This is a genomic window from Hahella ganghwensis DSM 17046, assembly GCF_000376785.1.
GTDB lineage: Bacteria > Pseudomonadota > Gammaproteobacteria > Pseudomonadales > Oleiphilaceae > Hahella > Hahella ganghwensis.
On sequence record NZ_AQXX01000099.1, the window covers coordinates 16,711 to 41,627 of the forward strand.

23 protein-coding genes are annotated in these 24,917 nt (G+C 50.0%); 15 read left to right on the forward strand and 8 right to left on the reverse strand.

What is annotated here, in order from left to right; translation table 11 throughout:
* Positions 1-182 precede the first annotated feature (182 nt).
* From F566_RS35345 to F566_RS0109245, 3 genes are all read left to right on the forward strand, one after another.
* Positions 183-974, forward strand: coding sequence for an ankyrin repeat domain-containing protein (locus F566_RS35345; protein ID WP_020406703.1), 792 nt, complete (start codon positions 183-185; stop codon positions 972-974).
* A 72-nt stretch (positions 975-1,046) separates the two neighbouring features.
* Positions 1,047-1,853 (forward strand): PhzF family phenazine biosynthesis protein, encoded by an 807-nt coding sequence (locus F566_RS0109240; protein WP_020406704.1) that lies wholly within the window; start codon positions 1,047-1,049, stop codon positions 1,851-1,853.
* A 338-nt stretch (positions 1,854-2,191) separates the two neighbouring features.
* Complete coding sequence (locus tag F566_RS0109245; RefSeq protein ID WP_020406705.1) at positions 2,192-2,458, forward strand: EH domain-containing protein; 267 nt, start codon at positions 2,192-2,194, stop codon at positions 2,456-2,458.
* 164 nt (positions 2,459-2,622) lie between these two features.
* On the opposite strand, the gene F566_RS0109250 is transcribed toward F566_RS0109245, so the two are convergent.
* The 6 genes from F566_RS0109250 to F566_RS37155 all read right to left on the reverse strand — a co-directional run bounded on the left by F566_RS0109250 (position 2,623) and on the right by F566_RS37155 (position 8,688).
* Positions 2,623-3,078, reverse strand: coding sequence for a thioesterase family protein (locus F566_RS0109250; protein WP_020406706.1), 456 nt, complete (start codon positions 3,076-3,078; stop codon positions 2,623-2,625).
* Between the two features lie 166 nt (positions 3,079-3,244).
* Entirely contained in the window at positions 3,245-4,108 is an 864-nt protein-coding gene (locus F566_RS0109255; RefSeq protein ID WP_020406707.1) for a DUF2846 domain-containing protein, read from the reverse strand.
* 190 nt (positions 4,109-4,298) lie between these two features.
* Entirely contained in the window at positions 4,299-5,468 is a 1,170-nt protein-coding gene (locus tag F566_RS0109260) for an enoyl-CoA hydratase/isomerase family protein (RefSeq protein WP_020406708.1), read from the reverse strand.
* Positions 5,468-6,628, reverse strand: coding sequence for an acyl-CoA dehydrogenase family protein (locus tag F566_RS0109265; protein ID WP_026179878.1), 1,161 nt, complete (start codon positions 6,626-6,628; stop codon positions 5,468-5,470). Before F566_RS0109265 ends, F566_RS0109260 begins: the two co-directional genes overlap by 1 nt.
* Before the next feature lie 84 nt (positions 6,629-6,712).
* Positions 6,713-8,209, reverse strand: coding sequence for a CoA-acylating methylmalonate-semialdehyde dehydrogenase (locus F566_RS0109270; RefSeq protein WP_026179879.1), 1,497 nt, complete (start codon positions 8,207-8,209; stop codon positions 6,713-6,715).
* A 317-nt stretch (positions 8,210-8,526) separates the two neighbouring features.
* Positions 8,527-8,688: a hypothetical protein gene (locus F566_RS37155; protein ID WP_020406711.1), complete on the reverse strand. Its 162-nt coding sequence runs from the start codon at positions 8,686-8,688 to the stop codon at positions 8,527-8,529.
* A 355-nt stretch (positions 8,689-9,043) separates the two neighbouring features.
* Between F566_RS37155 and F566_RS0109280 the strand changes: the two genes are divergently transcribed.
* Positions 9,044-9,691, forward strand: coding sequence for a YdcF family protein (locus F566_RS0109280; protein WP_020406713.1), 648 nt, complete (start codon positions 9,044-9,046; stop codon positions 9,689-9,691).
* 197 nt (positions 9,692-9,888) lie between these two features.
* Positions 9,889-10,209, forward strand: a complete 321-nt coding sequence (locus F566_RS0109285) for a c-type cytochrome (protein ID WP_020406714.1) — start codon at positions 9,889-9,891, stop codon at positions 10,207-10,209.
* 124 nt (positions 10,210-10,333) lie between these two features.
* Here the strand turns inward: F566_RS0109285 and ppnN are convergent, their stop codons facing one another.
* A complete protein-coding gene (gene ppnN / locus F566_RS0109290; RefSeq protein WP_020406715.1) occupies positions 10,334-11,698 on the reverse strand; it encodes a nucleotide 5'-monophosphate nucleosidase PpnN in 1,365 nt (454 codons plus the stop codon).
* A 332-nt stretch (positions 11,699-12,030) separates the two neighbouring features.
* Between ppnN and thiI the strand changes: the two genes are divergently transcribed.
* Positions 12,031-13,485, forward strand: a complete 1,455-nt coding sequence (thiI, locus tag F566_RS0109295; RefSeq protein ID WP_020406716.1) for a tRNA uracil 4-sulfurtransferase ThiI — start codon at positions 12,031-12,033, stop codon at positions 13,483-13,485.
* 18 nt (positions 13,486-13,503) lie between these two features.
* Here thiI and F566_RS0109300 read toward each other — a convergent pair whose 3' ends face one another.
* The gene (locus F566_RS0109300) at positions 13,504-13,989 is read right to left on the reverse strand and encodes a DUF3299 domain-containing protein (protein WP_020406717.1); all 486 of its coding nucleotides are present in this window, start codon (positions 13,987-13,989) and stop codon (positions 13,504-13,506) included.
* A 348-nt stretch (positions 13,990-14,337) separates the two neighbouring features.
* Here F566_RS0109300 and F566_RS0109305 point away from each other — a divergent pair, with 348 nt between their 5' ends.
* From F566_RS0109305 to F566_RS0109345, 9 genes are all read left to right on the forward strand, one after another.
* Positions 14,338-14,886, forward strand: coding sequence for a DUF2796 domain-containing protein (locus F566_RS0109305; RefSeq protein ID WP_026179882.1), 549 nt, complete (start codon positions 14,338-14,340; stop codon positions 14,884-14,886).
* Positions 14,883-15,665: an ABC transporter ATP-binding protein gene (locus tag F566_RS0109310; protein ID WP_020406719.1), complete on the forward strand. Its 783-nt coding sequence runs from the start codon at positions 14,883-14,885 to the stop codon at positions 15,663-15,665. Before F566_RS0109305 ends, F566_RS0109310 begins: the two co-directional genes overlap by 4 nt.
* A 4-nt stretch (positions 15,666-15,669) precedes the next feature.
* The gene (locus F566_RS0109315; RefSeq protein WP_020406720.1) at positions 15,670-16,914 is read left to right on the forward strand and encodes an ABC transporter permease; all 1,245 of its coding nucleotides are present in this window, start codon (positions 15,670-15,672) and stop codon (positions 16,912-16,914) included.
* Positions 16,915-17,057: 143 nt separating this feature from the next.
* Entirely contained in the window at positions 17,058-18,194 is a 1,137-nt protein-coding gene (locus F566_RS0109320; protein WP_020406721.1) for a phosphoserine transaminase, read from the forward strand.
* A gap of 286 nt (positions 18,195-18,480) precedes the next feature.
* Positions 18,481-21,000: a hypothetical protein gene (locus F566_RS34830; RefSeq protein WP_051085296.1), complete on the forward strand. Its 2,520-nt coding sequence runs from the start codon at positions 18,481-18,483 to the stop codon at positions 20,998-21,000.
* Entirely contained in the window at positions 20,952-21,473 is a 522-nt protein-coding gene (locus F566_RS35355; RefSeq protein WP_020406722.1) for an HD-GYP domain-containing protein, read from the forward strand. Before F566_RS34830 ends, F566_RS35355 begins: the two co-directional genes overlap by 49 nt.
* A gap of 6 nt (positions 21,474-21,479) precedes the next feature.
* Positions 21,480-21,869 carry an Mpo1-like protein gene (locus F566_RS0109330; RefSeq protein ID WP_020406723.1) on the forward strand — a complete coding sequence of 130 codons (390 nt, stop codon included), beginning with the start codon at positions 21,480-21,482 and terminating at the stop codon, positions 21,867-21,869.
* Positions 21,870-22,052: 183 nt separating this feature from the next.
* Entirely contained in the window at positions 22,053-23,924 is a 1,872-nt protein-coding gene (locus tag F566_RS0109340; protein WP_157496718.1) for a leucine-rich repeat domain-containing protein, read from the forward strand.
* A gap of 198 nt (positions 23,925-24,122) precedes the next feature.
* Entirely contained in the window at positions 24,123-24,902 is a 780-nt protein-coding gene (locus tag F566_RS0109345; protein ID WP_245555210.1) for a YopT-type cysteine protease domain-containing protein, read from the forward strand.
* Positions 24,903-24,917: the final 15 nt, after the last annotated feature.

A 24,917-nucleotide genomic window follows, 5' to 3' on the forward strand; every position in this document is an offset into this window, starting at 1 on the left:
GGCACCTGTTCTCTTCGTTGAGAGAGGGAAGTGCTGTTTCAGGTGGAAACTGAGACATCGGTCCATGGCTTTCGCCTTCTATTATTCGTAAACTTTGGGAAGTTCCTGGAAACTGAAGGCAATGCTGACAGTCCATAAGAATAAAGGCTTCCCCGTGAGAGCCACCGACAATAGGTAACCAGATGCGAGTAAATAATAGATTTATCTCTCCTGAGGTGTTTCATGGCCTGAAGGTGCTATTTGATATTCAGAGTTTACTCGGACTAAAAAGGATACTGAAACAAAAGGAGCTACTGGGACAACGGTTATTACTCGGGCTTCTTGTGTTGTCAGCGGTTCTATTCACAGGTTGCCAAACGGTTTCACGAGAAGATCAATTGGCTGTCGGGCAGGTGGATGAACCGACACCTCTGATGAACGCCTTGCTGGATCAGGACGTGGGACGAGCCCAGTCCTTAATTGCGTCAGGCAGCCGTATCAATGTAGTGTCGCCTATTGGGTCTCCCCTGGATGTTGCTGCCCGGAGCAAGAGCGCGGATGGCGTGCTGGTGCTTCTCAAAGCCGGGGCTAATCCCAATATAGGCATTCGTAATGGGCAGCCTTCGCCGTTACATCATATGACGGAGATTGGTGCAACCAACGCGGTTCGTGCGCTGGCTGTTGCTGGAGCGGAGCTCGATTATGCGTTGAATTCAGGAGCGACCGCACTGGCATTGGCAATCGAGAACGGTCATTTATCTGCAGCGAAAGCCCTGATTAAAGCGGGAGCTGATGTTAATGCTGTGGTTAACGGTAAGTCGCTGTTGATGATGGTGGTAGAACAAAACTCCCTGCTGATGGCACAAATGCTGGTAGATTCCGGTGTTGATATCAATTTTCAGAACGCGGAAGGATTATCGGCACTGACCTTGGCTCAAAAAAGAGGTTTCGTCGATCTGCAGATGCTGTTGCTGCAATCTGGCGCCCGCACCTAAGCGGGTTACCAGCACTCCTCAATGTTCTAATCATTCCCTGATCATTCTGTTGTAATCATAAGGAAGGTTTCTATGCAGGTTCCGGTGTATTTTGTCCGGTCTTTTACCCATTCTGTATTTGGTGGCAATCCGGCGGCTGTGTGTCCTTTGGATGAATGGCTGCCAACTGAAATGATGCAGGCTATCGCGACAGAAAACGGTGTCGCGGAGACGGCCTTTGTTGTACAGGAGAGCGATGCATACCGTATTCGATGGTTTACGCCTGAAATCGAAATGGACTTGTGCGGTCACGCGACGCTGGCCGCAGCTCATGTCCTTTGCCAGCGTTCTCCAGAACCGATAGCACATTTGGTCTTTCACTCCTCAAGTGGAGTACTGCGTGTAATCGTCAGTGATGAAAATACGGCCCCGGACAGGCTTTACACTTTGGATTTACCTTCGAGAAAACCTGTCACTGAAGCCAATCTGCCAGAGGTGATTTCGCAGGCATTAGTGGTTCCGCCAGTCGCTATACTCAAGTCTCGGGATTATGTACTGGTGTATCCAAATGAAGACGCGATTAAGAGCCTTCAGCCGGATGAAAAGATAATGGCACAAATCAATCTTGATCCTGGTGGAGTGGTGGTGACGGCTCCAGGGGATCAGGTGGATTTTGTGTCTCGGTATTTCACTCCGGGGGCCAGCATTTTTGAAGATCCGGTAACCGGATCTGCGCACTGTTCTCTTGTGCCCTATTGGGCGGAACAATTGGGAAAAAATCGATTAAAAGCCATACAGCTGTCTGCGCGCATGGGACAGATTGATTGTGAGTTGCAGGACGACCGGGTATTGCTCACAGGTCAGGTCAAGGGCTATCTGGAGGGAGTGTTGACGATCTGAGGTTTCGCAAGAAACGAGACGATGTCGCCTGCCTGTTGGCGGGCGGCAGCAGCTTAGAATCTCAATGTTGCAGTATGGAAACTCTTAACTTGCTGAATTATAAGAAAAATATCTTTGTGTCGACTTTTTCTGTCGCAAATCAAATACAAATCTGATGGCTGAGATTTGGGCTGACTTGATTGGGTTTTGCTTAACTGATTGAAAATAAAGAATAAATAAGGATGTGGCCCCCTAATTGATACTCTGATCAGTGAAAGTTGATGGTAGCAGGTTGATTATTCCACCCTCGGTATCGTCAGCCACCATCGAATAGACCAATTAAGGACGAGGTACATATTATGAAAAAGCTTACCGCCATTTTAGTTTCTGGTTTACTGGCCACTTCTTTTGCTTACGCTGCAGAAGGTGAAGAAGCCAAAATGCAATCTGAGCAGACTTTCGCTGCCATCGACGCTAACCAGGACGGCGTGATCGACACTGAAGAAGCTCGTGCAGACAGCGCTCTGATGGAAAAATGGGCGAGCGTAGACCTGGACGGTGACGGCGCGATTTCTTCTCAGGAATACTCTGTATACGCTGGTGAAGCGACTGCGGCAGGCGAATAATCCGCTGCCCTGTTGTCACTAATCGGCGACAACAAAAAACCGACGCTTGCGTCGGTTTTTTTTATGCCTGGATAAAACTGGCTTTAGTGAATTAGTTTCAGTGAAAGCCGGGGCGTCGTATTGTTGGTGGCCTGTGAATTCAATTCACCAGCCGCGGATGCTACTTAACCAACAATATAAGTGGCTGTACCAACAGCGATATCCTGATTTCTGTCGTTCACCAGGTGCATGCGTGTCACCGCAATTTTCTGTCCGTGCCTGATCACCTCGGCTTTGGCAGTAAATACTTCTCCACGTCCACCTCTCAGGTAATCCACTCGCATATCAATGGTGCCTATCTTGCGGAGTTTGCGCTGAATTTCCCTTGGGTCGACCTCTGTAATTCGGTCAATGGTATGGATCAGTGCTACCAGGCCACCGGCAACATCCAGCATGGTCGCTGTCACGCCACCGTGTAGAATTTTCTGCAGAGTATTACCAATAAGCTCAGGTTTCATTTTGCACTGCAGAGTGACCTCGTCCTTGTTGACCTCAATCACCTGAATACCCACCAATTTATTGAATGGAATATGTTCGTTAAAGTACTGGGTGATGGTGGTGATAAGTTCGTCTTTTGTCATTGGTTGCAACTTTCCTCTATGCAAGCCTGACAAGGGTAACCCGTTGGGCCTGATTTGGATATGGGAAAAAGGTCATATGGCAGAAGGCCCACAGGAGGGCAGGCCCTAAGTGATAAGCAGATCGGCACAAACAAGTAAACGGTGGAGCTGGGTCAGAAGGGGTGGGTTAGAACGGCCACCACCAACTGGATTCTTCTTTCTCGGAAGAAGCCAATGATGCAACGTAAGCCTCTTCACGTTTATCCAGTTTTCTTAATTCTCTCTCGGCTTTCACCGCTTTGGTCGGACCTCCGCCAAACGGCCAGTACCATTTCGGATCACGCCAGTAACCGGCTTCCTTTAATTGGGACAGTTCGATTTCCTTGCGCTCCTCCAGATCCTCTCTTTCCCGGGCGAAATTGTCCAGTCGGTTGGTTTCCGCGATGGATACTGCCGCAGAGTTTTTAGCAAAGGGAGCCTGGCTTTCTAGAAAACGTGTTTCGACAATTTCCTCATAGGCAACTTCCGCTGTTACCAACTGCATATCTCCCTGCGCAAGAGGATGATCTTCGTCCAGATCTGGATTTGGTGCATTGGGTTTATCGACCTCAGAGTAACGGAAGTAATAGATCTTACCTGCCTCGACTTCAAAGTCTGCATCGACAATCTTGCTCAGGGCAAAACTCCCCATACCTTCAAAGCCCAGTAACAAACCGATTGGGCGCCGCATGGTGATGCGACGGGTGCCCGGCGCCATTTCCAGCCAAGTGTACCCATTGGCCCGGAAACTAAAATACCGGTGGTCGTCTACAAAAAGGGAAGGGGCATCAATTTCCTCTGAGGCCCAATCACTGTCCGGACGATAGAAATAGACCAAAGCATTGTTTCTGCTGTCCCACGCAGTATCGGGGATGTGTACAAAGCGCTCGCCGCTGACAGGTACCAGAAATGCGCCGCCATGTTTCTCAAAAGCCAGATACAATGTCGGGCAGCCTGCCAGAACGCTGATCATCGCTGCTAACAGTGCGATTTGCAATGCTTTTTTACACATAACAGTGCCTCAATGGAGTCGTTCACCCGTTTGATTGTTGATGTTTTTGACTGAGTGTTTTGCCTGGATCTTAGCAAAGTGATCCGGATAAAACTGCGATCCACCGCAAGAGATTGATACAAAACATTACATATCACTGAGCTTTCATTTGTACCGGAGACCTGTGCCTGTGGCCAGATAAGTCAAAGCTTCAATGTGAGGAAAGGTCATCCAGTGGATTTTTTTTCCAGGGAGGAGTGAAAAACTTCTGGATATAAGAGGGGGGGACACTGCTGACATTCTGATAACGCCACTTTGGCTTTCTGTCTTTATCGATCAGAAGAGCACGTACGCCTTCTTTGAACTCGCCATGAGTCGTGCACTGAAGCGCCATGACCAGTTCCTGGCGAAAGACCTCGGATAATGTCAGTCGGCCCCCCTCTTGCACCTGACGCCAGACCAGATGTAATGAGGTAGGGCAGGCATTGATCAGTGAATCCTGGGACTTTTTGAGCCAGCCATCTTTCGCCGGAAGGGAGAGGATGGAATCTACGACTTCGGCCAGGGTGTCACCCCTGGTCACCTGGCGTACCAGATCCCGGTGTTCGGCAATCTGCCCTATGGGGAGCTGGGCTTTGTGCTGTTCCTGCCAGGCCCGTAATAACTGTGTTACTCGGCTATGATTGCTCTCTCCACTGCTCCACTGCAATCTTTGTAGAGCTTCTATCAGGTGTGTGCGTTGGCTTGAGGGGAGAAAATTATCGGCCCAATCCAGTTCTATCGCGTCAGCGGCGTTACAACTGGCGCCCGTCAGGCCCAGGTAGAGGCCCGCACCACCACTCATTCTGCTGAGAAACCAGGTGCCCCCCACATCTGGGAACAAGCCAATCGAGACTTCTGGCATGGCAATGCGGGACTGCTCGGTCACAACTCGGTGGCTGGCGCCGGACATAAGACCAAGGCCGCCTCCCATAACGACACCGTGCCCCCAGCAGACGATCGGCTTTGAAAAACGATGTATCAGATAATCCAGCCGATACTCTTCACTGAAAAACTTTTCAGCATAGAGATTGGTGCCTGGCGACGATTTATCGTTCTTATTGGATACAACGTTTGTCGTGAATTTGTCGCTGGTCATGGATTCATAAAGCTTGACAATATCCCCACCGGCGCAGAAGGCACGATCTCCGGCACCCTCAAGCCAGACAAAACAAATCTGTGAGTCCTGTCGCCACTGATTGAGTGCTTTTGTTAACTGACGAATCATAGGAAGCGTTAAAGCGTTCAGGCTTTCCGGAGCGTTCAGGCAGGCGTACCCCATCCGCTGCCCGGATTGACAGGGGCGTTCCTCGATAATTAGTGACGGTTTCGAATCTGTCATCAGCGTAAGGTCTCCAGGCTGTGCTCGCGAAGGAGTCGTCGGGCGATGATCATGCGCATGATTTCGTTGGTCCCCTCCAATATCTGGTGAACCCGGCTGTCCCGAACGTAACGTTCCAGAGGGAATTCGCGTATGTAACCGTAGCCGCCATGAAGTTGTAATGCTTCATTGCAGATGTTGAAACCGGCATCGGTGGCAAAACGTTTGGCCATGGCGCTATAGGTACTGGACTCTGGATCCTGTTGATCCAATTTAAACGCGGCCAGCCTGACCATCTGTCTGGCAGCGACCAGCTCTGTTGCCATATCAGAGAGCTTGAATTGCAGGGCCTGAAACTCTGCCAGAGGTTTATTGAACTGATGGCGTTCCAGTACATAACTTCTGGCGGCTTCCAGTGCGGCTTGGGCAGTTCCTATGGAGCAGGTAGCTATGTTGATACGTCCCCCGTCCAGACCTTTCATGGCAAAGGTGAAGCCTTCGCCTTCCTCCCCCAAGCGGTAGTTTTTAGGGACTTTGACATCGTCAAAAGTGATGGCACGAGTGGGTTGGCAGTTCCAGCCCATTTTGTCCTCCTTGCGGCCGTAACTGATGCCCTGAGAATCCGCTGGAACCAGGAATGCCGAAATGCCTTTTGGGCCGAGCCCTCCGGTTCTGGCCATGACGATCAGTACTTCGGTGCTTCCTGCGCCGGATATGAACATCTTGGTGCCATTCAGCACGTAGTGTTTGCTTCTGGATTTGGCTGTGGTTCTGAGTGATGCAGCATCGGATCCTGATCCGGGTTCTGTCAGGCAGTAAGAGGCCAGTAGCTGCCCGGTTACCAGTTTGGGCAGCCAGACCTGTTGCAGCTCTTCGCTCCCGAACAGAGCGATCATCCAGGTCGCCATATTATGGATGGTGAGATAGGCTGTCGTTGCGGTACAGCCTCGCGCCAGTTCTTCAATAATGATGGAACTGTCCAGACGTGATAACCCCATGCCTCCAAACTCTTCAGGTGTATAAAGTGACAGAAACCCCATCTCTCCGGCCAGATGAATAGTCTCCAGTGGAAAGCGGGATTCGGCGTCCCATTCTGCGGCGTAGGGCATCAGTTCTTTTTCGGCAAATTGTCTGGCGCTGGTGGCGTAGGCTTGTTGTTCTTCTGTCAGATTGAAATCCATAAACCTTCCAACTATCTGAATAAGCGGCAGTAGCGGCATATCTGGCGAACCTGAAAACCTGGCCCGCCTTCGATATTGGCTTCATCAACGCATTTGAATCGTTAAATTGGGCCCCTGAACTTCCTCACCGTGGTGAAACCAGCGACTGATGACGGTCTTGGTTTCAGTATAGAAGCGAATGGCCTGTTTGCCGTAGGCATGCTGATCGCCGTAAAAAGAATGTCGCCAGCCGGTAAATGAAAAGAAGGGCAGGGGGACTGGAATTGGCACATTGATTCCAACCTGGCCTACCAGAACATTACGCTGGAAGTAGCGGGCGGCACCACCTGAATTGGTGAATAAGGATGTACCATTCCCATAAGGGTTGTTGTTGATCAACTCCAGAGCTTCTTCCAGGCTATTGACCTGAACTGCCAACAGAACCGGGCCGAATATCTCTTCTCGGTAAAGAGACATCTCTGGCTTAACGTTGGCAAACAGAGTGGGGCCTATCCAGTTACCTTCGGGATAATCCGGATGCTGAAAGTCGGAGCCGTCCAGCAGGCAATCGGCGCCTTCCTGTTTACCCTGATCTATCAAACCAAGAACACGTTCTCTGGCGGTACTGCTGATCAACGGACCGAATCCAGCATCTTCTTCATTCCACAAGCCGGGTTTAACTTGACTCATCGCGTTCTTCAGGTCGTCCAGCCATTGTGAGGATTCACCGACAAAGACCGCGACGGAAATCGCCATGCAGCGTTGCCCGGCGGCTCCGACTGAAGAACCAACCAAATGGGAGATAACCTGATTTTTATCGGCATCGGGCATGATGACCATATGGTTTTTCGCACCGGTCATGCATTGAACTCGTTTAAGATGATCTGTGCCGGTGCGATAGATGTGCTGACCAACTCTGGCGGAACCGACAAAGGATATTGCCTTGATATCCTTGTGGGTAATGAGATGTTCCACTTGCTCGCCATCACCATGAATGATCTGCAGCACCCCTTTGGGAAAGCCTGCCTCATGGAATATTTCTGCAATCTGGATCGGCGTCAGAGGATCCTGTTCAGAAGGCTTCAGTACAAAGGTGTTGCCGCAGGCCAGAGCCAGGGGAAACATCCATAGAGGAATCATTGCCGGAAAATTAAATGGCGTGATACCGGCACAAACACCCAGCGGCTGTAAGTACGAGCTGGTATCAATGTCTCTGGCGACATTTTCGACGGTTTCTCCCATGATCAGGCTGGGGATATTGCAGGCATGCTCCACAACTTCGATTCCTCGCCAGACATCACCCTTGGCGTCAGCAAAGATCTTGCCGGTCTCCTGACTCAGTGTTTCTGCAATATCATCCTGGTGACTTTTGAGTAACTGGCAGAACTTCATCAACAGTCTCGCTCGTTCCGGCACGGGAACATCACGCCAATCGTTATAGGCTTTCACGGCACTTTGGATAGCTGAATCGATTTCTGTGGGGGTGGTGCAGGGAACATTAGCCAGTGTCAGCTGAGTTGCCGGGTTAATATTGGGAATGGAGCGGGGGGCTTGGCTTTCTACAAACTCTCCGTCCAGATATAGGGGGACTGAATGTGACATAGCCATATCCGTTTTCTGGTTCCTTTGTTGGGTTCCTTACGGATCATATTTATGATGATACGCTCAAAGTCAGCTGATGTCGCAATTTGACGCTGTAAAATGCTCGTGGTTGAGACCTGATTTGGTGTGGCTATGCCTGAAGAGGGAACGGATCGAGAGGGTAACGGATTGAGATGAGAATGGATGTGTGTGGGTTTCCGTCGCCTGCTTGTGTTGATCTATCACTGTAAATCTGGCACAGAGGAGCTGGTAAAAAGAGGGTGGGCAAAAAGGAATTGGCGACCGGATCATCCTGATACCAGGTCGCCCTCGGAAAGTCAGGCGTCTGCCAGGTTTTCCTCGCGCTCGGCATTGGCGGCTTCACGTTTGGCGATAGCTCTGGCAATCAGATGATTGAACAGGCTTCTCGCGCTATAGGTGATGCCGAGCAAAACCAGAGCGGCGGCAAGCGTCGACTCAATTGGGGCTTCCAACAACATAGTGAACTCCTGATTTAATTTAAGAAAACTATGATTAGTTCACTGCTGCCATCGGACTAATCACAGGTTTCTAGGTTGTTCTGCCCCGATTGAGGGCTGACACAGGAGTGGTAATTTGTTTAAAAATTAATCAGTTGTGTAAAAAAAAGCGGTCGCAGAATAACCAACCTTGTCAGGTTTGGCAACCGGACCAATTGTTAACCTTTGCAAAGCTGCACGGAAAAGGAGCTTGCTTTTAGTGACTGACCTATTGTTTTTATTGAAGAAGTTTGTTGGTGCTTGGATCATGCCATTACCGCTGTCATTACTAATGATCCTTCTCGGTCTTTGGATGTTGAGGCGGCAGTGGAGGGTCATGGGACGAAGTTCTCTGATGATCGGATTGATGATTATCTTATTGTGCAGTAATGGGATCTTTGTCAGGCAACTGATTGCGCCACTGGAGAGCCAATATTCGACTTATTCTGATCAGCCGGTGGACTATATCCTGGTATTGGGGAATGCGCATCGTTCCTTTGCAGGTATCCCAGTGACCAGTGTGCTGGAGGGGGACAGCATGTATCGCCTGGCCGAAGGGCTCCGTATTGCCCGTATTAATCCTGAAGCGACGATTATCTTGTCCGGTTTCGCTTTCAGCGATCAAATCTCTAATGCGGAGGCCTATCGCCGGGTTGCTGTGGCGCTTGGAGTCGACGAGGCGCGCATCAGGTTGATGGAAGAGGCCAGAGATACCGGGGAGGAGTTAGCAACAGCGGCTGGAATGGTCGGAGGTAAGTCTGTCGCGCTGGTGACCTCGGCTTATCATATGCCTCGCAGCATGGGATTGGCTAATCACCACCACCTGACGGTAGTCGCCGCTCCTGCTGCACACAAATACAAAGCAGGACTGCGTCATTGGTTATTGGACTTTATACCCAGCGCATCTGCAGTTCAGCTCAGCCATATGGCTATTCATGAATATCTCGGAATTCTATGGTACAGAATTACCGGGCGATTATCGTGAGACGCCGGTTTCACTCGTTTCAGTCCAGAACACAGGTTGCTACGTAAAAATCCACATTCCTTCATTGGGGGCGGTTCGGGCTACCCACAGTCTCATCAGCTGTGATATAAAACTTGTGCCGTGATTACTGGTCTCCTACCAGGGAAAGCATTGCGGACCTTGGGAGGAGGTAAATAAAACTTATAACGGAAGTGATTATGAAACTGATGAAGAGTACTTTGCTGGTGGTTGCCGCCAGTGCTGCATTGAGTGTAACGACTGTTGCGTCTGCCGCAGATGCTGCAGCAGGAAAGGCGAAGTCGGCAGTGTGCGCCGCGTGCCACGGCGCGAACGGTAAGGCCACGATTCCGACCTATCCGAATCTTGCCGGGCAGAATGAAATGTACCTGGTGGAAGCACTGAAAGCCTACCGCTCCAAAAACCGTTCCGGAGGTCAGGCAGTGATCATGCAAGGCCAGGCAGCGGCTTTGTCTGACGACGATATTGCCAACCTGGCTGCGTACTATTCCGGCCTATAATCTGCTCTTGGCCGGCCGAACCCTGTAACTGGATAAGGCCGGTATCATGACCGTGCCAGGAGTATGCTTCCATATCTCCTGGCTTTTCCGGGTGTTCGGGAAAGGCTCAAATGTTCTGGGAAAATCAAATCACCCGATAACTGGGAACATACTCAGTCCCTGGTAGCTTCATTCTGCCCTGTTTCACAAAGGAGGTGAGCAATGCATTGAAAGGCTTGATCAAGTCCGGATTCCCACTGATCTCAAACGGCCCGTGACGGGCGATCTGACGCACACCCTCTTCTTTCACGTTTCCGGCAACGATGCCAGAAAATGCGCAACGCAGGTTTGACGCCAGTTCATGTATGGGCTGGTCGTGGTGTAGCTTGAGCCCTCTCATGGTTTCATGGGTTGGAATGAACGGGCGTTGAAACTCGGGGGCAATATCCAGGTTCCAGTTAAAGTAATAGGCGTCACTTGTGGTTTTACGGTAGTAGGTGACATCCTGCAGACCCTTTTTCATGTTGAGGGCCACCAATTCCGGGTCATCAATGATGATCTGATAACGTTTCTGCGCCGCTTTGCCCAAAGTCAGACCAATGAATTCATCAATCTGCCCGAAATACTCCTCGTTGGCTTTGGAACCGGTAAATATCAAAGGGAACGGCAGGCTGTCGTTGGCCGGGTTGGTCAAGACGCCCAGAATATAGAGAATCTCTTCTGCTGTGCCGACCCCGCCCGGGAATACGATTATACCGTGGCCCATCCTGACAAAGGCTTCCAGACGCTTTTCAATATCCGGAAGTATTACCAGTTCATTGACGATCGGGTTGGGAGATTCGGCGGCAATAATGCCTGGTTCGGATACACCGACGTAGCGCCCGCTGCGGATTCGCTGCTTGGCGTGAGCAATGGCTGCGCCTTTCATGGGCCCCTTCATGGCTCCGGGACCGCATCCGGTACAGATGTCCATTCCCCGCAATCCCAGCGAGTGCCCCACCACTTTGGTGTAGTCATACTCTTCGCGACTGATGGAATGGCCGCCCCAGCAGACAACCAGATTAGGATAGCGGCGCGGTACCAGCACTCCTGCATTACGCAACAGGTGAAAGATGAAATTGGATATGCCGTCGCTGTTTTCCTGATCGAAAATAGCATTGTGTGACATGACATTGCCGGTATAGAGAATATCTCTCAGTACCGCATAAAGATGGGACTGAATGCCTTTGATCATCTGACCGTCAACGAACGCGGAACCCGGCGCGTTGATGACTTCCAGTTTGATTCCCCGGGCCTGTCCGATCAACTCAATGTCAAAATTGGCATTTTCGCTGAGCATGGCCTCCGGATCGTCGGACTCGTTACCACAATTCAAAACCGCCAGAGCACACTGGCGAAACAGCTTATACAAACCTTTCTGCCCTTTATCCATCAGGAGTTTGACCTCATGCTGCGAGATCAGGTCAAGGCTGCCTTCCGGAGCAATACGTGCAGTAATTTTTTCACTCATAGGATAGAGAGTTCCTTTTTCACTAATTTGTTTAAAACGAACTTTCTAACATTTCTTTTTCCCTATGACCCAGTATTTTCATACATGTAACGATGGCGAAAAGTTAGAAAGTTCAGCCGCAGGCGCTTATGCTTGTTTTACAGCAGGAAAACGAATGGCTGCGATGGTCGCTCTGTCGATTTCCCGACAATATGTAGCGGTGCTGATACCTGGCTTCTGTCGCCAGAGCGCATTTGAAGGTACACTATGCACCCCTTTTTGCTCGGCTCTTCGGAAATGCGTTCCGTTTTAGAGCCTGTGTTAAAGGTTTCATGTGTTCGATTAGGCTCCTTATGAAATTTCTCGTCAAACTTTTTCCTGAAATTACCATTAAAAGTCGTCCGGTGCGTAAGCAATTGGTGAAACAATTGCGGGTCAATATCCGGAAAGTCCTGCGCCAGTTCGATGAAACAGTTGAAGTCGAAGGTTCCTGGGACAAAATAGAAGTCCTGTTGCCCAATATTGAAGAGCGTGCCGAAGCCGCCATACTGGCAATGCAGAAAGTCGCCGGTATTGCCCACTTTATGGTGGTGAGGGAATACCCGTTACAGGATATCCATGACATATATCTGAAAACCAAAGCACTGCATGAAGAGGCTCTGGAAGGGAAGAAGTTTGTTGTAAGAGTGAAGCGTGCCGGAATCCATGACTTTACCTCCATTGATGTGGAGCGTTATGTGGGAGGTGGGCTGAGACAACATACCGGAGCTCTGGGGGTGGATCTAAAAAACCCGGATATGGTGGTGCAAATTGAGGTCCGGGACCAAAAAGTCTTTATCGTCGAACGGCGCTATGAAGGTCTTGGAGGTTATCCTATCGGCATGCTTGATCCTGTTCTGTCGCTGGTGTCGGGCGGTTATGATTCCAGTGTGGCGAGTTATCTGACCATGCGGCGGGGCATGCGGACCCATTTCTGCTTTTTCAATCTAGGTGGCGCGGCCCATGAAGTGGGGGTTAAGCAGGCAGCCTTGTATCTCTGGGAACAGTACGGCAGCCGGCAGCGTGTGAAGTTTGTCACCATCCCCTTTGAAGATGTGGTAGGGGAGATCCTGACCAAAGTTCACCATTCCAATATGGGCGTTGTACTCAAACGCATGATGTTGCGGGCGGCAGAGTCAGTGGCCAGGAAATATAAGCTTACTGCTCTTGTCACCGGGGAATGTGTGGCACAGGTTTCCAGTCAGACCCTGACCAATCTCAATGTGATTGACAGTGTGGCGGAAATGCTGGTTCTGCGTCCGCTGATCACGACGGATAAGCCGGATATCATCAAGATCGCCAGCGAAATCGGGATGGAGGAATTTGCCCGTAATATGCCGGAATATTGTGGTGTGATTTCTGACCGCCCGACCACCAAAGCACGTCCACATCGAATAGAAAATGATGAAAACCGCTTTGATATGGCTGTGTTGGAAAAAGCTATCGACGACATGCGGGTCATGAACATCGATGAAATCCTGCAGACCGTCACTACGGTCAATGACGTTCAGGTCGTTTCAACCCCAGCGCGGGATGACGTAATTGTGGACATTCGCCATCCCAATGAACAGGAAAAAGCGCCTCTGCATTTGACCAATAACCGGATTATCTCGATACCTTTTTATGAGTTGTCGTCCCGAATGGACGAGCTGTCAGGTGGTTCCAGGTTTCTGTTGTACTGCGACAAAGGCGTCATGAGTCAGCTTCACGCAGGTCATATGTCGGAGTCGGGAGAAAGAGAAGTACTGGTTTACCGGCCGCAGGAATAAGGTGGGCCGGGAACCTGGTTACTCATATTCGTAAATTTCATAACTATCCGGTATCAAGCTATAGCCAGCCTGAGCCAGCTCGCTTGATACCGATCCCACTTTGATGGTGCCTTCCACCCAGAAGGCATCGTAGATGTAATCCACAGGCAATGGCGTCCCTGCCTTTACATAGACAATCTGATTGGATGGTGGAGGCGGTACATGGATGCAGGCTCCCATGTAGGGAACCAGCAGGAATTCCGTGATTCCATCATCATCGCCTTCCAGTGGGACGGCAAACCCTGCCAAACGGACTTTCCGGCTATCCAATTCTCCTACCACCGGAGCGTCGGCCTGGGCCTGCATGGCTGGAGCAGCTTGAGTATGTTCGACTGCAGCGGTTGCCGCTGCTGGGCCGGGAGCATCTTTGGGCACGAGGTCTTCCCACTCCAGAAGCTTATAATCTGCTGCCAGAACCGGAAATGTGAGAGTCAATGCCATGATGGCTGATAAAACTTTGCGCATGAGGTAGATAACCCATTTGTCCTTACATCAGTTGTCAGAGTCGATCTGTCGCTGCTTTCAGGCTGTGCACTGATGATGTCGTTACAAGTCAATATAGATGCCAACCAACACTGCCTGATCGCCGAATGGTTTTCTATAGGAAAAAAGGCCGGTTGAGTGATATTTCATTTGACGTACCTTGAATATGTTATGTTATAACATAAAAGATCGATTTTGAATCCCGCAAACAGACTTTCTCTATTAAAAAAACGTCAGCCCCGTGAATCATCAGACGACGGGGTGAGGGAGTTGTGATTGCTCAGACTTAAAGGATATATCATGAAGTATATTATCGGAGGAGGCTGCCTTATGGCAGTTTTGATGGCAACTGTTGTCCAGGCAGAGGAGTTTGAGCAGCATGGGGCTCACGAACATGGTGCTGCGAAGCTGAACCTGGCGGTTGATGGCAATGCTTTATATCTGGAGCTGGATTCTCCTGCGGTTAATTTGCTGGGATTTGAACATATGCCAGCCAGTGAGGAGGAAGAGAGTCGTGTTCATCAGGTTGAGGAATTGTTAGAGTCTCCACTGAAACTGTTCAGTTTGCCTGCTGGGGCAGGCTGTGGACTGCAAGAACAGTCGTTAGAGTCACGATTGTTCGAGCATGAAACACATGGAGAACATGACAAACAGGATGATGAGGAACATGCTGATCATCATGATCACGAAGAATCTCATGCTGATATTCATGCATCCTACGTTTTCGAATGTAAAAGCGCTCAGAATTTGCGCTATGTGGAACTGAGCTTATTTGACGTATTTCCACTGACTGAAGAGATATCCGCACAAGTGATATCCTCCACAGGACAATTCAATCTGGAACTGACACCTGAGAGTAAGAGAATCAAACTGCAATGAATGCGGGACACAATCCTGATATGCCGGAGCTTGATATTTCAGAGCCCGGCCTTCCCGGTGTAGACGGATCCGGGGCGCTGTTATTCCTGGAAAACCTTCGTTACCGATGGGCCGGGTCATCCAAAGATGTCCTGGACATCGGCCGGTTTTCTGTGAGCCGCGGCGAGAGGGTGTTTCTGCAGGGAGTCAGCGGGTCCGGCAAGACAACACTGCTGAATCTGTTGGGTGGAGTTATCACTCCGGACTCAGGTGTCGTCAGCATTCTGGATACGGACCTTACCAAGCTGGGGCATGCTGCCAGAGATACGTTTCGAGCAGATCACATCGGATTCGTATTTCAGCAGTTCAACCTGATTCCCTATCTGTCTTTGATCGACAATGTGACTTTGCCCTGCCGGTTCTCAAAGACTAGAAGAAACAGAATCACAGCCAAGGGAACAACTCCTGCTGACGAGGCAACTCGTTTGTTGTCGCAGTTGGGTTTGAATGAGGAAGCCCGGAGCTCCCGTTCCGTGACGGCACTTAGTGTTGGTCAGCAGCAGCGGGTTGCCGTGGCGCGGGCCATGATTGGCAGCCCGGAACTGATTATTGCGGATGAACCAACTTCTGCCCTGGACGTGCAGGCCCGGTTTGCTTTTCTGGATCTGCTCTTTCATGAAGTGGAGGCATCCAATGCCACGCTGTTGTTTGTCAGTCATGATCCGGCGCTGCAGAAGCGCTTCGAGCGAAGTGTCCGGATGGTGGATATCAATCGGGCCGGGATAACGGAGGAAGCCTGATTTCATGATCTACGGATTAACGTTGAAAAGTTTGTGGAATCGAAAGACCACGGTCTTACTGACATTAATGTCCATCGCCCTGTCTGTTGCTTTACTGCTTGGGGTGGACCATATTCGCCGGGAGGCGAAATCAAGCTTCACCAATACGATTTCAGGAACAGACCTGATTGTCGGAGCCCGCAGCGGCTCGGTTCAATTGTTGCTGTATTCGGTTTTCAGAATTGGCAACGCCACTAACAATATCGCCTGGACAAGCTATCAAGATATTGCCAAGTCACCTCAGGTCGCCTGGACAATTCCTATCTCACTTGGAGACTCTCATCGCGGATACCGTGTAATGGGAACCAATCAAAACTACTTCCAACACTTTCGTTATGGCAAGAAGCAACCTTTGAAGCTGAGTACGGGAGTACCATTCTCTGACGTTTATGAGGCAGTACTGGGGTCCGAGGTTGCCGCCAAACTGGGCTATCAGTTGGGTGAAGATATTGTGATCGCCCACGGTGGTGGACAAGTCAGTTTTGCCAGCCATGACGATAAGCCCTTTAAAGTTGTCGGAATACTTGAACCCACAGGAACACCAGTGGACCGCACAGTACACGTCAGCCTTGAAGGCATTGAGGCCATTCATATCGGGTGGCAGGCAGGGCGAAGTACGATATCGGCTGAAGATGCTTTGGGCTACGACCTGCAACCCGAAGTCATCACCGCCGCATTTGTTGGCCTTAAATCCAAAATTGGGGTTTTTGCGTTGCAGCGGGAAGTGAATCAGTATCGTAAGGAGCCTATGCTCGCGATATTGCCGGGAGTGGCTTTGCAGGAGTTATGGGCATTACTTGGTGTGGCTGAATCCGCATTGTTGGGTATCTCTGCCTTTGTGGTGGTCACAGGTCTATTGGGAATGCTGACGGTTATCTGGGCTGGTTTAAATGAGCGGCGCCGGGAAATGGCAATTTTACGTTCCGTTGGTGCCCGCCCGCGGCATATTCTGATGTTGCTGATGACGGAAGCTGGCTTAATGGTATTTTTCGGTGCCGGTTTGGGGCTTCTTCTGCTATTGAGTCTTCTGTTACTTGCCCAGCCGTTGATCCTCTCAATGACGGGGGTTCAGATTGGTATCAATTTTCTGAATCATGAGAATCTCTACATTCTCGGAGCTGTTATCGCGACAGGTTTTACCGTTGGATTGGTTCCCGCACTCAAAGCCTATCGTATGTCGGTGGCTGACGGGATGACTGTCCGGATATAGTTGTGCACGAGTATAGCTGCGTTTGCCGGTGACCGGCTGTAAGAGCCCTGTTTCTGGGCTCGGGCACTTGACTACCCGACGGCATTGTCTGATGCTTGCGGCTTCTTGAGTTTATATCCTTTTCATTGTGGAACTTTTCTACTATGTCAGCTGCTAATTTTCCGGCTCCAGAAGTCAAACCGGCAAATCCCAATTTCTCTTCAGGCCCTTGCAGTAAGCGTCCTGGATATTCCCTGGCGAATCTGCGTACAGAAACCCTTGGCCGTTCCCACCGGTCTGCATTGGGCGCAGAAGCGCTGCGGCGGGCCTGTGAAGATACCGCCCGAATTCTGAATCTGCCTGAAGGCTACCGTGTTGGTATTGTACCTGCCTCGGACACGGGGGCCATGGAAATGACTATGTGGTCTATGCTGGGCCCCCGTCCGGTGGATATCTTTGCCTGGGAATCTTTCGGCAAAGAATGGGTAAACGACGTTACGAAACAGCTGCGTCTGGAAAATGTCAGTCTTTATCAGGCAGATTATGGAAAGTTGCCTGACTTTGAGCAGGCTGATGCCAGTCACGACATTATTTTTACCTGGAACGGCACGACTTCCGGCGTCAAAGTGGTGGATGCGGACTGGATCAGTGACAACCGTCAGGGAATCACAATTTGTGATGCCACCTCTGCTGTGTTTGCCATGGAAATGCCCTGGGAGAAGCTGGATGTGGTTACCTTCAGCTGGCAAAAAGTGCTCGGTGGTGAAGGTGCCCATGGGGTTCTGATTCTGAGCCCACGGGCCGTTGAGCGCCTTGAGAGTTACACACCTCCCTGGCCAATGCCAAAAATTTTCCGTCTAACCAAGGGTGGAAATCTAAATGAAGGAATATTCCAGGGATCCACGATCAATACACCATCCATGCTTTGTGTAGAGGATTACCTGGACGCACTTGGATGGGTCGAGTCACTGGGAGGCCTGAAAGCCTGTATTGCGAAGTCGCAGGCTAATCTGGACGTGATTCAGCGGTTTGTAGAAAACCATGACTGGATTCAGTTTCTGGCAGAAACTGAGGATACGGTGTCCAACACCAGTGTTTGCCTGACATTGGATCTGGAAGCTGATCAGGTTAAGCAGATTGTCAAACTGCTGGAACAGGAGAAAGTGGCTTACGATATCGGCTCTTACCGGGATGCACCACCAGGGCTTCGCATCTGGTGTGGAAGCACTGTAGAAGAATCAGATGTTCAGGCGTTGATGCCCTGGATTGAATGGGCCTATCAAAAAGTGAAGGCTGGCTGATCCCAGAAAAGCAATGAAATTTCTGTCTCGGTGCCCGAAAATATCGGACACCAAGGTAGATCGATATTTGAAAAAGGCCGTACTCAATTGAGACGGCCTTTTTATTTGTTTGGCGTTTGCCCCTGAGGCAATGCCTGCAATAATGAAAGAAAAGAAGTATCTCAATCCTCAGGGCATAATTTTTTGGCGATCCGACTATTTGCCAATCCGAGCTATATCATAGTGAGGTGTAACCACAGGATTCATCGACAGCCTGTCAGATAGCTTACTAACAGGGAGAGATGTTTTGCGTAAAAAAATATCCAAAGGCCTGCGTTACTCCATCAAAGTGCATCTGTCGACCGCCTTTGTGTTGACACTGCTAGTCTTTGGGGTCGTTCTGGGATGGTTCCACTACCAAAAACTGACAGACCTTTTGGTAGCTTCGAGTGAGCAGTTGTCGGACAGAATTGCCGATGAAGTTATCAGTGATTTCAATACCAGCCATAACGCCACAGCCAACATGGTGGAATTGCTGGCGCTGTCTCCATTAATGGAAACCTCCTCTCTGAACGAAAGATTCAACCATCTGCCGTCGCTGGCCCTGGCTCTGGATACACATAGAGATGTGATTGCCTTACAAGTCGGTTTCGAGAGTGGCGAGTACTTTATTGTCCGTAAGCTTCATTCCGAGTCTATGTGGCCAAGGTTTGAAGCGCCTCCTGAAGCGGTTTATGTGGTAGATAGTATCGAGACACTGGGAGAAGAACGGTTTTTGGAGAGGTTTTTCTTTGATGCCCAATTGTTGCAGTTGGACTACCTGAGCCTTGGTTCCACGGAATATGATCCACGACTTCGTCCCTGGTTTAAGCTGGCGCTGGAAGACAAAGTCGTCAGTACCAGTGCCCCCTATTACTTCTATTTTATCGACCAGGTTGGTGTGACCCTGGTCCGAGCGAGCGAGTTCAATCAGCACGTTCTTGGGGCTGATATTACCCTGAGTGCCCTGAATGATTCGTTAAAGGCGAATCCGGTCTCACCCTCATCAGAAATGTTCATTGTTACTGAAGACGGGAATGTCGTCGCAAGCCGCGCAGAATACGGCGCCACTTCCTCGAAAGATCCGGACAAACTTCTGCCAATGTCTGAGATTGAAGAACAGGTAGTGCAGGATTATCTGGATTGGAAACAGAATCAGGTAAATTCCGATGCCGTTGAACGGCTGGGCAGCATGCAGTCGGGAATGAGTCAGGTGTTCGAGTCCAACGGTGAAAGCTGGCTGGCTGTTCTCCGGCCGGTTTCGTTGCCCGGTATGAATGCCGATCTGCTGATATTAACTCCGGAAAATGAGTTGCTACAGGAAGCTTTCGCCATTCGGAACCAGTCGGTGATGATTACCTCCCTGATCGTATTGCTTTCCATTCCCTTGGCACTGGTCATTGCTCACTTTATCGCTGAGCCATTACGTTTGCTTGCTGCAGAAACCCAACGGATCAATCGGTTTGATTATAGGTCCGGCATTAAGTTGAAGACCATGATCAGGGAGATTGATGATCTGGCCATCGGTATGGACATGATGAAGCAGACGATTGCCCGATTTACCGATTTGATTCGCTCAGTGTCTGCAGAGAAAGATTTTAATCCCCTGCTTGCCCGAGTTACCTCTGAAACTATGCACGCGAGTCAGGCTGATGGCGCACTGATCTACCTCATGAGTGATGATGACACGGCTCTTGAGCCACGGAGTCTGCAAAATAAAGGCGGGGAGCAGGATATCAGCCCATTGCCCCACTTGATGCTGAGTCAGGCAAAACACCCGTTTATTACCGGCTTGAACTCTGACCGGATCCGGGTTATCAAGACCAGTGATGATATGCACTGGGATGACACCACCTGCCAGTATCTGCGCCAGCTCATGGAGGTAAAAGAAGCGGATATTGTACTGGTACCTCTTCGTAACAGGCAGGAAGAGAAAATCGGTCTGCTGTGTCTCTTGTTTGACTCCCGGTTTGAAGAAGGCCGGATTATCACGGAAGACGCACGTATCGCCTTCGTTAATGCGCTTTCAGGTTTCAGTGCAATTACCATTGAAAGCCGCTATCTGTTGAAAGCCCAGAAGGAACTGTTGGAATCCTTCATGAAGTTGATGGCTGGCGCAATTGATGAGAAATCTCCCTACACGGGAGGTCATTGTCAGCGGGTTCCGGAACTGACCAAAATGCTGGCCCGGGCGGCTTGTTCAGCGACAGCTGGTCCGTTTTCCCGTTTTAACCTGACTCCTGAACAATGGGAAGAACTGCACATCGCTGCCTGGATGCATGACTGTGGCAAAGTGACCACACCAGAATATGTTGTGGACAAGGCGACCAAGCTGGAAACGATTTATGATCGGATTCATGAAATCAGAATGCGCTTCGAGGTGATCAAACAGATGGAAGCCGTTCAGGCATGGAAAGAGATCGCCTCGGGGCAGGATAGAGATGCCACCTTGCTTCGACTAAAAGAAGAGTGGCGGGTTATTGATGAGGACTGGCAGTTCGTCGCCCGTTGCAATAAAGGCACTGAGGGCCTATCTGAAGGGGACTCACAAAGACTGCGTCGGGTTGCCGAAAGAACCTGGATCAGGACCCTTGATGACCCTTGGGGTTGTCTTGGGAAGAGGCTCGAAGAAGGAGTGAGGGCAGTGAAAATAGAGAAGAAGTGGCCGATCTGCCTGTCACCGAGAAGCTACTGCAGGATAAGTCGCACCATGTTATTCCCTGGCGGGCAGGTGAAAAAATGGCGGAGGGCAATCCCTGGGCCTTTAAAATGGATGTGCCTGATCTGAAGTATAACCGGGGCGAGCTCCACAATTTATTGGTAAAAAGGGGAACTTTAACAGAGGAAGAACGCTTCATTATTAATAACCATATTATCCAGACCATCATCATGTTGGAGGCTCTGCCATTTCCACGACACTTGAAACGGGTACCTGAAATAGCAGGCGGTCATCATGAAAAAATGGATGGTACCGGTTATCCGAAGCGGCTTGAGGGAAGGGAGATGCCGGTTACCGCAAGGATGATGGCAATCGCGGATATTTTTGAAGCGCTGACGGCCTCAGATCGTCCTTATAAAGAAGCGAAAAAGCTCAGTGAATCATTGGAAATCATGAAACGAATGAGACTTGGTCAGCATATTGATCCGGAAATATTCGAATTATTCTTACGTTCAGGCGTATATTTGGAGTATGCCGAGCAGTATCTCTCACCTGAGCAGATCGATAACGTGGATATTGAGTACTATTTAGAGAGTAGCTGAAATCACATGGAGAAACAGGGAAATAACACCTACCTTGAGACTGAGCCTCTGCCGGAGATGGACGAAGGAATAATGAAGTCAGACAAACAGCCTCCCGATCATTTCAGTGATTTCGCTGAGTTTTATCCCTATTATCTGAGTCAACATGAAGATACGACCTGTCGTCGGCTACACTTTGTCGGCACCAGTCTGGTGATATTGCTGTTCATATATGGTGTGATTACCCTGGAGCCTGTCTGGTTCTTACTTATGCCGTTGGCAGGTTATGGTTTTGCCTGGACCGGGCATTTCTTTTACGAAAAAAACAAACCCGCTACCTTTCAATATCCGTGGTGGAGCCTGATGGGCGACTTCAAAATGTTCCAGGAAATTCTTATTGGGAAAGTCCGCTGGTAGGTCTGTGTGCTGCAGTAGTGCTTAATTGATTAATCATTGCTTTCTGTGATGCATTGAGCGCTTTTCCAACCTCCTGATTGACGTGCCAGGGCCTGCTGGTTATAAGCTGTAAGCTCCCCGGATATTGCTATCCCGGTATATAACAAAAGCAAAATCAGCACTGAAACAAGCAAGGCAATCTCAATGGAAAGCAAAGGCGTCAGCACCTTTTTGGCCGTATTGATGGCAGGCACCATCGTGGCAGGATGCGATAGCGGCGGTGTTCCAAAGGTCTCAATCGATAAGACAACTGTTGTCATAGATTCAGTCTCTGCTAACAGTGATGTCATGGAGAGAGACGTTAGTTTTTTCAATATCACCTATACCGCAAAGAAGAGTCTGTCTGGTAGTGATTATGAGGTCGCCTGGCGGGTCGTTGATGTGAGCGGACTGCCGGTTACCTCCTGGACTTCTTCGAATGCTTTCGGCGGGCAGACTTCAGAACAACCATCCTGTTTCGGGGTGGAATTCGTTGCGACGCCTGATCCGGCCGCAACTCCCGACGAGAACTCGGATGAACCGACAACGCTTGAGGTAGCCTTTCTTGCACCTCCTGTCACCGAAGACGTTACCTTGACGGTGGAAGTCTCTGTGTTTGGGGATGAAGGCGTAGAAGACGAAAATATCGTCACGGCGACTGATCGTTTCGACATTCTTGTTAAGGCATTTCCTGATGCTGCTTCGCTGGCTATCGCGGATGCCAATCTCAATACCTGTGTCACAGAAGCTATCAACGCCTGTCCGGACGGCGAGGCGTTTGATGATCTGGGCATTTATCAGCTTACCTGTGACAGCACAGTCAATGATATTAGTGGTATTCAGGACCTGAGCAGACTTCAGTCTCTCTCCCTGGGAGAGTTGGATGTCGCGGACCTGACCCCCGTCAACTCACTGACCAATCTGAAGATACTGGCGCTCTCCGGAGCAACTGACCAGACGAGCTATACCGGCTTGAGTGACATGGCCAACCTGACAGATCTTACTCTGGATCTGGATATTACTCCGGCGGGAGAGTTTAAGTTATCTGACCTGCAGCCGATACTTGCCAATCTGGAAAGCTTTGAGCTGTGTGTTGCCGATCTGGCGGATATCAGTTTGTTGCCGGAAGCGGTTGACCTTGCGTCTCTGAGTATTTGTGACACTGGGGATGAAGGTATTGAAGATGCTTCCTACATTGGTCAACTGACACAACTTACCAGTCTCACCTACATCAAGAATCGTACTGATGACGATGATGAGGAGCTGTTAATCGACTTTGCTGTCTTTCAACCCTTGACGTTGTTGAGGAGCCTGACGGCAACGAGTCAACTACCTTCTGTTACTGAAAGGGGGGCGGATCTGGAGCCTCTGGCATCGCTGGAAGTATTGGAAAGTCTTGAAATTCGCTCTGCTCAGCTCGGCGATCTCTCACCTTTGAGTGGGCTGGAGTCTCTGACGACGTTGGATCTTTCCGACAACTATATTGTAGATGTAAGTCCGTTGGGAGAGATAAGTCAGCTGGAAAATCTTTACCTCTCCAATAACCGTATTCCTGATGATATTGCTGCATTGGAAACCCTGAGCCGGTTGAAATTACTGGATCTGAGCGATAACGAAGTCATTGATATTTCTGCCATTGGCGAGCTCAGGCAATTGCGAAACCTGAATCTCGAAAACAACGAGCTGACCAGTGTTGCCGCATTGAATGGACTCAGTCGTTTGACCGATATTAATGTCAGCGGAAACGCTGGATTGGGTAGCCTCAGTATATTGAGGACCACTGGTGTCACTACCCTGGAAGTTAGGAGTCTGGAGCTGACCAGTGATTCCTTTGTTGCCTTGCTTAACGATCTCCTGACACTGGATATCAGCAGCAATCCGGATCTGGCTGGCGTATCAAATATTGCAGATCACGAGACACTGACTACGCTGACCATTGATGAGTGTGTGTTTGAGGACGCGACAGTGGCGGAACAGGATGCACTGAATGCGCTGAATCTAACCAAGATTCCACCTGATCCTGGTCCTTGTCTCTAGTTTTGGGGCAACCGTAGCAACAATTGCTGTGGGTGTTCAGCGTATGGATTCCCTGGCCTAATTAGAGGAATTCAGGCTAGGGAAAAAAATAGTCGACGCCACATGACGGGTTTTATCGCATGAGTGGCGCTTGTATAGGGTAGTTCAATCGAAATTTGATTCCTGTTCCGGATTATCAGTGCCGGTGAGGAGAAATAGGTGCCCTTATCAAGTCGTTTTCATTGGGTGATGCACACCCTGTTGGGGTTTAAAGTACCTACGGTACAGCAGTCAGCTGTGGCCGCAGGTGGTTTTTGTACGTGGCCGTTTTCCCAGGTCCGTGACCCTGTCAAATCGCTCATCTGCAGCCATACGGATACCAGTGGTGGTATCTGTGAAATGCTGGCCGCCAAGTGGCTGGAGTCGCATGCCAATAATGGTTCTATCGTTAATTGGATTATGGACAGTTCCGGCACACAGGTGGACCCGAATAAAATTCGCCAGTTGATGCAATGGTTCGCTGTTGGTGTTTCCATGCGTGCAGTTGCTATGAATGAGCGCAGCAATGAAGGCGGTATGGATCAGAGTCTGGCCACTGAAAGATGGCTGCGCACCCACGGAGTAGTTAGACGTCGACGTATTACCGGTGGCGTTCCGCTCATGGGAGGCGGTCATTTCCACCATCCCCGTGTTTTAAATGGACAACGTGGCCGTCAGTCCAGGTCAGATTTTTCGGCGGACATAGCTCACGGCATTACCAGCAGTAGTGGCTCCTATAAAATGATTGGAATTGAAGGCTCTAACTTTGCTCATGCCATGGCTGCATGGAGCGACCAGGACGTCAGCTTTTTTGACCCGAACTTCGGTGAATTCTGGTTTGCCCGGCCTGAAGATTTTCACGCCTGGTTCCCACGTTTCTGGCAATTGGCGGGGTATGCTGCGCCAATGGTCGGCCTAAGCGAATCCTATACCATTGATGAGTATGCACCGACTGCCTGACATTGTCGTGATGGC